Origin of the sequence: Formosa sp. S-31, from assembly GCF_051172795.1 — a bacterium.
Taxonomy (GTDB): domain Bacteria; phylum Bacteroidota; class Bacteroidia; order Flavobacteriales; family Flavobacteriaceae; genus Formosa.
Map to the genome: position 1 here is coordinate 840,075 of NZ_JAENDK010000002.1, position 12,242 is coordinate 852,316.

Genomic DNA, 12,242 nt, shown 5'->3' on the forward strand with positions numbered 1-12,242 from the left:
TCTTTAGTAACATAAGTGACTGACAAGCGCATGTTCTAAAATTATTTTTGTCACTATAAAATTAATACTAATGAAAATAAAACACTTAACACTGTTTAGTTTCCTGTTACTTACTACGATGCTTCAAGCACAACAATTTGTGCCTATAAGTCGTACAGAAGTATTATCTAAGGTTACTGAAAACAACCAATCGCTAAAAATTTCCGAACAGGAATTCCAGGCGGCAAAGGCAGATTTTAAACAAACCAATGCGGTATTTTTACCTAATATTACAGCTTCTCATACCGGAATTGCCACAACAAACCCTTTAATGGCATTTGGATCCAAGCTCAATCAAGGGATTTTAACACAAAGTGATTTCAATCCGGATTTATTAAACAATCCGTCTCAGGTAGAAAATTATGCCACTAAATTCGAAATTCAACAGCCTCTTATAAATGTAGACGGTATTTATATGCGCAAAGCAGCCAAAACCAAAATGGATGCCATGGCCTTAAAAACAGAGCGCAATTCGGACTATTTAAACTTCGAAGTCGATAAAGCCTATATGCAGTTACAACTGGCTTATAAAGCACTTGACGTTCTTGAAAAAGCTTTGGAAGCTGCCGAGGCCAACCAAAATCTGGCGACTAACAGTTTCAATCAGGGCTACCTGCAACGTGCCGATGTACTGGCTTTCGAAGTTCGCGTTACCGAAGTACAGAACCAGTTACAATCAGCAAAAAGCAATGTACAAAATGCCTCCAATTATCTTTCTTTTTTAATGAATGATACTACCGAAGTTATTTATAAACCGACAGATGCTTTAGAAGTTACAACAACCTTAACGGCGAGTCATTCCGTTTCGGAAAACCGCGCCGATATAAAAGCCATGCAACTGGCCAGCGATGCTTATGCAAGTGCACACAAAGCAGATAAAATGGCGTTTTTACCGCGCTTAAATGCATTTGGAAGTTATGAAATGTACGACGATCAGATTTTTCAGGGACATAGTAACGGCTATTTATTTGGTGCTCAGTTAAGCTGGGATGTCTTTCAGGGATCTAAGCGCTTTGGTAAAGCTCAGAAAAGTAAAGCGGAGTTTGAAAAATCGAAATTGGAATACGAGCAATATGTTTCCCAGAGTCAGCTTGAATTAAACAAAGCAAACCGTATGCTTATTGATACAGAAAACCGATTAAAATTAACGGCTTTGGCTTTAGAGCAATCAGAAGAATCTTTACGCATTAGAACAAACAGATTTGAAGAAGGTTTGGAAAAAACGTCTGATGTCCTTATAGCGGAAACGCAATATGCCCAGAAACAACTTGAATATTATCAAACTGTATTCGAACACAATTACGCACAAGCCTATTTACATTTTTTAACTCAAGAATAATTTATAAACCATGAAAAACATTACATACATATTCACTCTAATTGCAACAACGGTGCTCTTAACCGCCTGTGGCAATGACACAAAAACATCGGTAGAATCTAACATTGCACCAATTCCCGTAAAAGTTGCAACAGTTCAGGCCGATGCCAACAATCCGTTTTTAACGGTAAGCGGAAAAATTCAGGCCGAAAACAGTGCCGATTTAAGTACCCGCCTTATGGGCTATGTTAATGCCGTACACGTTAATGTAGGTGATAAAGTTCGTAAAGGTCAGTTATTAATTTCTATAAACAACAGCGATTTACAAGCAAAGCAGGCTCAGGTAAACGCCAGTATTACAGAAGCCACAGCAGCCTATACCATTGCAGAAAAAGATTATAATCGATTTAAAAATCTGTTTGCAGAAAACAGTGCCTCTCAAAAGGAAATGGACGATATGACTGCTAATTTTGAAATGGCAAAAGCCCGTCTTGAGGCTGCGAAACAAATGAAAAATGAAATTAACGCACAGTTTGCCTATTCCAATATTACAGCGCCTTTTAACGGTATTATTACCAGTAAAAGTGTGGAAACCGGAGATATGGCCAATCCAGGTGTACCTTTAATTTCTGTAGAATCTCCAGGTAACTTTGAAGTCATTGCCATGGTTCCTGAAAATGAAATTTCTCAGATTAAAACGGATACAAATGTTAAGGTCTTAGTGAAATCCATCAATAAAACCATTCCGGGACGTGTTAAAGAAGTGAGCTCCTCTGCTAAAAACACCGGAGGTCAGTATCTGGTAAAAATAGGACTGGAACCTACCGAGGCTTCAATTTTATCGGGCATGTTTACTGCTGTACAATTTCCGGTTGCAAAACAAAACCAAACAGCTTCAGCTATTTTAATACCATCTAAAGCTTTAATCACCCGAGGACAGTTGACTGGTGTTTACACGACAAGCCAGACCAACACAGCAGTTTTACGCTGGTTGCGCTTAGGCAGAACCTATGGCGATTCGGTTGAAGTTTTATCGGGATTATCTGCCGACGAAACCTATATCACCGATGCTGAAGGTAAATTGTACAATGGTGCAAAAATCTCAATTCAATAATCAGAAAATAATAAAACAATGAAAGAAGGATTAGCAGGAAAAATAGCGAAGGTCTTTATAGGCTCTAAGCTTACTGTACTTCTAATGATCGTATTTATGGTTATTGGAGTTTATAGTTCGTTTTTAATTCCGCGGGAAGAAGAACCTCAGATTGATGTGCCTATGGCCGATATCTTTGTAGGTTATCCCGGCGCCAGCCCGACCGAGGTAGAATCTCGGGTTATAAAACCACTGGAAAAACTCATCTCAAATATTAAAGGTGTGGAGTATGTATACTCAACATCCATGAAAGAACAAGGCATGGTCATTGTTCAGTTTTACGTGGGCGAAGATATAGAACGTTCGTTTGTAAAACTCTACAACGAGATTAACAAACATATGGATCAGATGCCGGAAGGCGTTACGTTTCCTTTAGTAAAAACCCGTGCCATAGACGATGTGCCTATGTTGGGCCTAACACTTTGGAGTGAAAATTACGATGATTTTCAACTGAAGCAGATGGCTCAGGAATTAACCGACGAGATTGAAAAAGTAAATGATGTTGCTGTAACGCACAAAATCGGAGGTCGGGATCGTCAGTTACGCGTAGTCCTTGATAAGGATAAACTAGCGGCCAGCGGATTGGATTTTTTAAGTGTATCTCAAATGATAAAGGCCAACAACAGTCAGTTAAGTGCCGGAAGCTTTGATAAATCAGATACCGAGTTCCTTGTTAATACAGGTAAGTTTTTGGAAACTGTAGAAGATGTAGAAAATCTGGTCGTGGGTGTACAACAAAACAAACCCATTTATTTAAAACAGGTAGCACAAATTGTAGACGGACCGGAAATTCCTGTAAACTACGTGAATTTAGGATTCGGGCAAGCCAGTGAAAAGGGCAACCAATACCCTTCTGAATATCCTGCAGTGACTATTTCTGTAGCCAAACGCAAAGGGGCAGACGCTATGAAAATTGCCGATGTTATTCTTGAAAAGGTAGACCACCTTCGTACCAATTTAATTCCGGATGACGTTCATATTGAAATTACCAGAAACTACGGAGAAACCGCATCTAAAAAGGTATCCGAACTCTTATTACACCTTATTGGTTCAATAGTTGCTGTTACTTTTGTGGTCATGCTTGCTATGGGTTGGCGTGGTGGTTTGGTGGTATTTTTATCGGTACCAATCACTTTTGCCTTAACGCTGTTAAGCTATTATATGCTCGATTACACGTTAAACAGAATTACTTTATTTGCTCTGGTTTTTGTAACGGGTATCGTGGTGGATGACTCCATTATTATCGCAGAAAACATGCACAGGCATTTTAAAATGAAACGCCTGCCTTTTAAACAGGCTGCATTATATGCGATAAACGAAGTTGGAAACCCAACCATTCTTGCAACATTTACTGTAATTGCTTCGGTTTTACCTATGGCTTTTGTTTCCGGATTAATGGGCCCTTATATGAGTCCGATGCCTATCGGAGCATCAATCGCTATGATTTTATCTCTTTTTGTTGCCTTAACCATTACGCCGTATTTAGGATTTATTTTCCTTCGTGAAAAGGATAAAAAAGGAACTGTAGAAAAAGAAGAAAAACCTATAGAAAGTACATTGATCTATAAAATGTACGATAAGTTTGAACGTCCGTTATTAGAACACAAAGGCAAACGCTGGATGTTTTTAGGTCTTACTTTCTTCCTGCTTATTGCTTCGGTCATGTTATTCTTTACCAAATCGGTAGCAGTTAAAATGTTACCCTTTGACAATAAAAATGAATTTCAGGTAGTTATCGATATGCCGGAAGGAACGACCCTGGAACGTACCGCAGTGGTAACTCAGGAGATTGCTCAGTATTTATCAACCAGACCGGAAGTGGTAAACTACCAGAGTTATGTAGGCACCTCTGCTCCTATTACATTTAATGGGCTGGTACGTCATTACGATTTAAGAGGCGGTAGCAATATGGCCGATATTCAGGTAAACTTACTGGACAAGGAAGAGCGTAGCGACCAGAGCCACGATATCGCCAAGTTATTAAGACCGGATATTCAAAAGATTGCGACTAAATTTAATGCCAACGTTAAAATCGTAGAAGTTCCGCCAGGGCCACCAGTGCTATCTACTATTGTTGCCGAAGTATATGGTCCGGATTATGATACGCAAATGCAGGTAGCTAATCAGGTTCAGGACATCCTTAATAATACGGAAGATGTTGTGGATACCGACTGGATGGTTGAAGCTGATCAGGTAGAATATGAGTTCCTTGTAGATAAAGAAAAAGCCATGCTTTACGGGGTTGCTCCGCAACAAATTGCCTATACTATGAATATGGCTTTATCTAACAGAGCGATTACCATGCTGTACGATGAAAACGCATCGAATCAGGTTGGCGTGATTCTGGCTTTAGATGAAAAAGAGAAATCTACCATCAACGATATTGCTCAGCTTCAGGTTAAATCTCAGCAAGGACAAATGATTAGTATCGGAGATCTGGTAGACATTCACCCTACAACTAAAGCAAAAAGTATCTATCGTAAAAACCAAAAACGTGTAGTATATGTTATGGCCGATATGGCTGGTAAATTAGAAAGTCCGGTGTATGCCATTTTAGGGATGGAAGACAAATTAAAAACCATTAATCTTCCTGAAGGTTACACTTTAGATGAACTGTACTTAAATCAACCCGATTTCGAAGACAATTACACTGTAAAATGGGACGGAGAATGGCAGATCACACTGGAAGTATTCCGTGATTTAGGAATAGCCTTCCTGGGTGCAATTATCATTATTTACCTGTTAATTGTAGGCTGGTTTCAAAACTTCAAAGCTCCGGTCGTTATGATGGTTGCTATTCCGTTATCGCTGATCGGTATCGTTCTGGGACACTGGATTATGGGTGCCTTTTTTACAGCAACATCTTTTATTGGAATGATAGCCCTGGCCGGAATTATGGTTCGAAACTCAGTGTTATTAATCGATTTTATAAACCTGAGACTGGAAGAAGGCATTCCTTTAAAACAGGCTGCCATAGAAGCCGGAGCAGTACGTACCACACCTATTCTGTTAACTGCGGGAACAGTAGTAATAGGCGCTTTTGTAATCCTTTTCGACCCAATATTCCAGGGGCTCGCCATTTCATTAATGGGAGGAACCATCGTTTCTACGGTACTTACACTATTAGTAGTACCTCTAGTATATTATTTAATTGAACGAAAAAACTATAAATAAAATGAAGTTAGTTATTGTTACCGTAGTAGAAGAATTTCATAAGGATATCTTGAAATTATTTAAGGCCGCTAAAATTGAAAATTTCAGCGAATCTGATATCGATGGGTATAAACAAGGTCAGTCTAATGTATCGGCTACAAACTGGTTTTCCAGTCTGGCCGGTAGTACGGAATCCACTATGTTTTTTTCGTTCACCGAATCAGACAAAATAGACGCTTTATTTGAGGCCATAGAAACTTTTAACAGCAAACTGGAAACCAATAATCCTATTAAAGCGATTGTAGTTCCTATAGAACGATTTATATAAACTTAAAAATCCATAACAATGTTAAATACCTATTTTAGAACGATAGTAGGCAGTATGATATTATTAAGTGTTGTACTTACCGTATTTGTGCATCCCAACTGGATGTGGTTTACCGTATTCATTGGCGTAAACATGATACAATCCGCCTTTACAAAATGGTGTCTTTTAGAAACCATCTTAAAAAAACTGGGTGTTAAAAATTAAATTTTAACCCTGAAAATAAGTTTTAAATAAAGCAAAGCCCGGCACAAACTGATAGTGTTGGGCTTTCAATGTTTCAACTCCCCTAGCTCAATAAATAATTAAGCCTAAATACTTTTCAATTCATTTCTAAACAAAACCTTTCCCTTATTCATTTAATAACTATATTAGCTTTTAAACGAATTACCCAATCCAATATGAGAGCTTTTACTTTAGTATTCCTGTTAGCACTATCTATAATTTCCTGTAAGGCTAAAAAAACGTATGATATTGGGCAGATAAAAACGCCTCAGGGCGAGATGCTGTTCTGGATGTACGATAAAACGGCCAACCACAAAGCAAACTTCATAAAACTTGCAGAAGCACACTATTGGGACTCCCTGCATTTTAATCGGGTAATAAAAGATTTTGTAATTCAGGGCGGTTGCCCCGATACTCCGGAAGGTTTTAGTGATTCGCCGTATTTAATAGACCCTGAATTTCATCCGGACATTACGCATACTTACGGGGCTGTAGGTTTTGGTCGCGATGACAATGCTAAAAAACAATCAGCCGGCTGCCAGATTTACATTATTAACAACAAAGATGGCGTACATCGTTTAGACGGGGATTATATGATATTTGGTCAACTGTTTAAAGGCTACGATGTATTAGAAACCATTTCCAATCTGCCTACAGATGAAACAGACCAGCCATTACAACGTGTAAATATGGAAGTACACAATTTAAAGCTAACAAAAAAGGAATTAGACGCTCTGGGCTACGATGGTCCTATTATTCAATAATTCCGAAGTGACCAACATCAAATCAGTAAATTGCTCTGCTAGATAAAAGCGAAAAAAGTAAATGTAATTTTTTGTAAATTTAAGAGATTATACACTGTCATAAACTCTAATGTTCCTGCAAAATCAAGACATCTTAAATATACTTTTAGAAACCGTCTCGGAAGGTATAATTATTGTCGATTTTGAACAAAACATAGCTGAAGTCAATCAGGCATTAGAGCTTATTTTTGGTTACAAAAAATCTGAACTGATTGGAAAACCCCTGAACTATCTTATCCCCTCCAATTACCACGAAAAGCATACAGCCTATTTTAAACACTTTATAGCCCGCGGTAAGCGCAGAAAAATGGGAGAAGCTTCCGATATTTTTGCCTTGCGAAAAGACGGTAGCATCTTTCCTGTTGAAGTAGAACTCAATCCGTTTTCAGTTGGCGATCAGTACTTTGTTATGGCCATTGTAAATGACATTTCTGAAAAGAAAGAGTTCGAAAAAATTATGATGCTCCGCTCCAAAGCCCTGGAGTCCACAAAAAACGGCATTGTCATCTCCGATGCTTTAAAACCTGACAATCCCATAATTTACTGCAATTCGGCTTTTCAGGAATTAACAGGTTACTCCAGCGAAGAAATTCTTAATCATAACTGTCGCTTTCTACAGGGCAAAGACCGCAATCAAAAAGCACTAAACCGTCTTCGTGCAGCAATAAAACTAGGAGAAATATGCCAAGCGACTTTGCGCAATTACAAAAAAGACGGCACCCTATTCTGGAACGATCTCTATATATTTCCAATTACCAACAATCAAGGTACTGTTACTAATTTTGTTGGTATTATTAACGACGTTACGCAACGCAAAAAGGCCGAAGAACAACGCCAGCATCTGGCTACTATTTTCGATGAATCGCTTAACGAAATTTATGTATTCGATACCAAAACTCTAAAGTATATCAATGCCAATTTTGGTGCTCAAAAAAATCTGGGATACAGTCTGGAAGAACTTCAAACCATGACACCGCTAGATATCCATCCTAACGAAGATGAAACCGAATACAGACAAACCCTGAATACCTTATTAAAACGAAAAGCATCTAAGATAGAATTTGAAGGTGTACACCAACGAAAAGATGGCTCGCAATATCCAATTGAAGCCCATTTACAATTGTCTCATTTAAATCAGAAGCAGGTATTTGTAGCCATAACACTAGACATTACCGAGCGAAAAGATTACACCAATAAACTCGAAAAAAAAGTTGAAGAACGCACCGCTCAATTAAAACTTGCACTGGAAAAAGAAAAAGAACTCAACAACTTAAAAACCAATTTCCTCTCCTTGGTTTCACATGAATTTAAAACACCTTTAAGCGCCATTTTAACCTCGGGACAGCTCTTAAATAAATACCAGCTGACTGAGCAACAGGACAAACGAGCAAAACATATTAAAATTATAATGGATAAGGTGCATTTTTTAAATAATATGATTAACGATTTTCTTTCTGTTGAAAAACTGGAAACAGGAAAAGTCCATTATCATTTTCAGGAATTTAAACTAAGTAAGGTGGTAAACGAAGTGGTGTATAATGCCAATATGTTGCTAAAGGAAGGGCAACAAATAAAATATCCGGAAGATATCGATGATATTTCTTTGGTACAGGATGAAAAAATCATTCAGTTAATTTTATTTAATCTGCTACATAATGCTTTGAAATATTCGCCTGAAGGCTCTTTAATTGAACTCTGCATCCGACAGGACAAACACAATACTACAGTAAAAATTAAAGATAATGGCATGGGTATCCCAGAAAAAGACCAAAGTAACATTTTTGAACGGTATTTTAGAGCCCAAAACGCCATAAACACTCAGGGTACAGGTATAGGTTTAAATATTGTAAAAAACCACTTAACCAATCTTGGTGGTGACATAACTTTTAATAGTGAAGAACATAAAGGAACAACATTTATTATAACCATTCCCAATACCGCAACAGCATGAAAGAAGTTTTACTTATAGAAGACGATGCCGTACTTAGAGCAAACACTGCAGAACTTCTGGAGCTATCAGATTATAAAGTAATTACAGCTGCTAATGGTAAAACAGGGGTTCCACTGGCCAGAACAGAATTGCCGGATATTATAATCTGCGATATTATGATGCCCGAAATGGATGGCTACGAAACTTTACAAATCCTGTCTCAAGACCCGTCAACCCGACACATCCCATTTATATTTTTATCTGCAAAAACAGAACATAGCGATATTAGAAAAGGCATGAATTTAGGTGCCGATGATTATATTACCAAACCCTTTACGGAAGACGAACTGATAAGCGCTATTGAAAGCCGGCTGGCCAAAATGTCTATTTTAGAAGACCTGCAAAACAATCAGTACAATGCTCAGCTGGCTGTAAGTCAATCCAAATTACAGTCGATGGACGATTTAAAAGCTTATTTTAAAGACTCTGGAAAGCTCTTTTCTTATCAGGAAGATGAAATTATATATCGGGAAGGCGACCACTCCAACTACATTTACCTTATTACCGAAGGTACTGTTAAATGCTTCAGAATAGACAATCATGGTAAAGAATTAATTACAGGAGTTTATAAAACCAATAGTCTCTTTGGGTATACTTCCTTTACACATAATATCCCACACAAGGAAACTGCAACGGCCATTTCGTATACTAAAATACTTGCAGTGTCCATTCAGGAGTTCGGTACCCTTTTAAATAACAATCCCAAATTAAGTCTGGATTTAATAGAACTTCTCACCGACGATTTATCGCTTATAAAAGACCAGTTGCTGCAAATGGCTTACGGCTCGGTGTACAAGAAAACGGCAAGTACCATAGTGAAGTTTGCCGAAAAAATTAACAAAAAACCAGACGATCTCATCAAAATTTCCCGAAACGACCTGGCTAGTGTTGCTGGAATTGCCACCGAAACTTTTATAAGAGCCTTAACGGAATTTAAAAAACAAGGCCTGATAAAAGCAGAAGGCCGTAATATTCAGGTTCTGAATTTAGAAGGCCTAAAAGCCATTAATTAATTCCATTTAATTCCTCTAATTGATTTATATCATTTCTGCACTCAATCCTTAGGCCTAAATTTAAGTTATAAAAGGCTTTAAAAGATGAAAAATATATTGCTACCCACAGACTTCTCGGAAAATTCCTGGAATGCCATAAAGTATGCCATTAATTTCTTTGAAGACGAAACCTGTAATTTTTATATCCTTCATATTAATCTTATCAACAAGGTTTTAATGGATGATAGTGCCTATGTCGCTACCGACGACCTTATAGAGGACATTTTTCTGAAGCCCTCACGTAAAAAACTGCGTCATCTTTTAAAACAAATAGTACTGGAATTCCCTAAAAACAAGAATCATAAATTTAATATCCTTACCGATTATAATTTCTTTATCGACGCTATTCGGAAAACGGTACAAGACCACCAGATAGACCTTATTGTTATGGGAACAAAAGGTGCCACCAATTATAATAGAATTCGTATTGGCAGCCATACCGGAGATGTATTTACAAAAGTGAAATGCCCCACACTGGCCATTCCTCTGGAAGCCCGGTTCAGCAAACCCAAAACTATAGCATTTCCTTCAGACTTTACTTTGCATTACAACTTAAATCTTTTAAATCCTTTAAACGACATTTTAAAGAAAGACAAAGCACTGCTCAGTATTGTACACATCAGTAAATCTGCTGTACATCTCAATAAAGATCAGGAAAAAAACAAAGCACTACTGGACGATTATTTTAATGCTGTCCCTCATGAATTTAAGTATCTAAACGCTAAGAATACCGAGGAAGCCATACAGTGCTTTACTGAAAGTCGGAATGTAGATTTAATTTGTATGGTTGCTAAAAACCTGAACTATTTTCAGCAACTTCTCTTCCAGTCAACCATTACTTCTGTAAGTTATCACACTAAAATTCCGTTTCTGGTACTACACGAAAACACCTTTATTAAGACGGCGATTTAGAACTGTTCCAAACTACATAAGACTGATAAATATCAGTGTTTAAACCTCTTATAAATTATACCTTAGATGAACATAAAAGCGATCTTTTAAAGATTGGGAGTATCGAAAGGTTTACTTGTATTATTCAATACACTTTGGGTTTACATTTTTAAACCCCGTCATAATAGAATTAGATTACCTTGAAAAATACAATTAAACCAACAGGAAACAGAAGGTTTCGGCTTTCTGTTTCTTTAAATGAGGCTATTAATCAATTACATATGGAGTTTTCTGTAACTAAAAGGGAGTTATTAATTTAATAATTCCCTTTTGTTATGATGTAAATTCCCATTTGCTTTTCCTTGTTATACGCTACAGACCTAAAAGTCTGATATATATCATTTCAAATCACAATTTGCTATACTAACTTTAGTTATAAATCTTAAAGTCATGCGACATATATTAATTCCTACCGATTTTTCAGAAAACGCCAAGAATGCTATAGCGTACGCCTTAAACCTCTTTAAGGACAAGGAAACTACGTTTTATTTTTTGCACGCCTACCAGGATGAAATTTATCAGGATCAGGACTTATTAGAAACAGCTACCTTATCAGAAATCACAGAAAGCATCTGTAAAACTTCAGGCGAAAAATTGGAGGACATCTTAAACTTTGTAAACCGTAATTTTGAAAACGACAAACACAGCTTTTACACTCTGGCCATTAACAATATGCTGGTAGAAGCTGCTGATAAAGTGGTAAACGATTTTGACATAGACCTTATTATTATGGGGACCAAAGGCCAAAGTAACGATAACAGGGTTGTATTTGGAAGCCATACACTTCAGGTTCTTAAATATGTAGAATGTCCGGTGTTATCAATCCCAAGTGGTTACACTTTTACGCCGGTGAATAAAATCCTTTTCCCATCCGATTTTTTAATTCCTTATAAACAGCGAGAGCTTAAACTGGTTAAAAATATAGCTAAGGCCAATCATGCCAACATAAACCTACTTTACATATCAACTATGAATCACCTGTCTGTCAGACAAAAAAATAACCTGCGTGATATTGAGGAGACTTTAAAAGTAAACACCGCATTCCATATTTCCAATACCAAAAATGTGGTACCAACCATAATAGAGACAATAAAAAACGACAATATAAACATGCTGGTAATGGTAAAAACAAGACATTCTTTTTTAGAGAATATTTTGTTTAAAGCCAAGATAGATACGCTAAGTCTGAACCTGGATATTCCATTTTTAGCATTGCAGAATACAAATCGTTAA

10 protein-coding genes are annotated in these 12,242 nt (G+C 37.2%); all 10 read left to right on the forward strand.

Annotated elements, in window-relative coordinates:
• Positions 1–70: 70 nt before the first annotated feature.
• A complete protein-coding gene (locus tag I3217_RS03985; RefSeq protein ID WP_435048437.1) occupies positions 71–1,378 on the forward strand; it encodes a TolC family protein in 1,308 nt (435 codons plus the stop codon).
• A gap of 10 nt (positions 1,379–1,388) precedes the next feature.
• Positions 1,389–2,471, forward strand: coding sequence for an efflux RND transporter periplasmic adaptor subunit (locus I3217_RS03990; protein WP_435048438.1), 1,083 nt, complete (start codon positions 1,389–1,391; stop codon positions 2,469–2,471).
• Positions 2,472–2,489: 18 nt separating this feature from the next.
• Positions 2,490–5,684, forward strand: a complete 3,195-nt coding sequence (locus I3217_RS03995) for an efflux RND transporter permease subunit (RefSeq protein WP_435048439.1) — start codon at positions 2,490–2,492, stop codon at positions 5,682–5,684.
• A gap of 1 nt (position 5,685) precedes the next feature.
• Entirely contained in the window at positions 5,686–5,991 is a 306-nt protein-coding gene (locus I3217_RS04000) for a hypothetical protein (protein WP_435048440.1), read from the forward strand.
• Positions 5,992–6,009: 18 nt separating this feature from the next.
• Positions 6,010–6,195 (forward strand): YgaP family membrane protein, encoded by a 186-nt coding sequence (locus tag I3217_RS04005; RefSeq protein ID WP_435048441.1) that lies wholly within the window; start codon positions 6,010–6,012, stop codon positions 6,193–6,195.
• A 194-nt stretch (positions 6,196–6,389) separates the two neighbouring features.
• On the forward strand, positions 6,390–6,977 hold the full coding sequence (locus I3217_RS04010) for a peptidylprolyl isomerase (protein ID WP_435048442.1): 588 nt from the start codon (positions 6,390–6,392) through the stop codon (positions 6,975–6,977).
• Between the two features lie 109 nt (positions 6,978–7,086).
• Positions 7,087–8,967, forward strand: a complete 1,881-nt coding sequence (locus I3217_RS04015; protein ID WP_435048443.1) for a PAS domain S-box protein — start codon at positions 7,087–7,089, stop codon at positions 8,965–8,967.
• The gene (locus I3217_RS04020; protein WP_435048444.1) at positions 8,964–10,019 is read left to right on the forward strand and encodes a response regulator; all 1,056 of its coding nucleotides are present in this window, start codon (positions 8,964–8,966) and stop codon (positions 10,017–10,019) included. The genes I3217_RS04015 and I3217_RS04020 overlap by 4 nt, the downstream gene beginning before the upstream one ends.
• 84 nt (positions 10,020–10,103) lie before the next feature.
• Entirely contained in the window at positions 10,104–10,970 is an 867-nt protein-coding gene (locus I3217_RS04025) for a universal stress protein (RefSeq protein WP_435048445.1), read from the forward strand.
• A 429-nt stretch (positions 10,971–11,399) separates the two neighbouring features.
• Positions 11,400–12,242, forward strand: a complete 843-nt coding sequence (locus I3217_RS04030; RefSeq protein ID WP_435048446.1) for a universal stress protein — start codon at positions 11,400–11,402, stop codon at positions 12,240–12,242.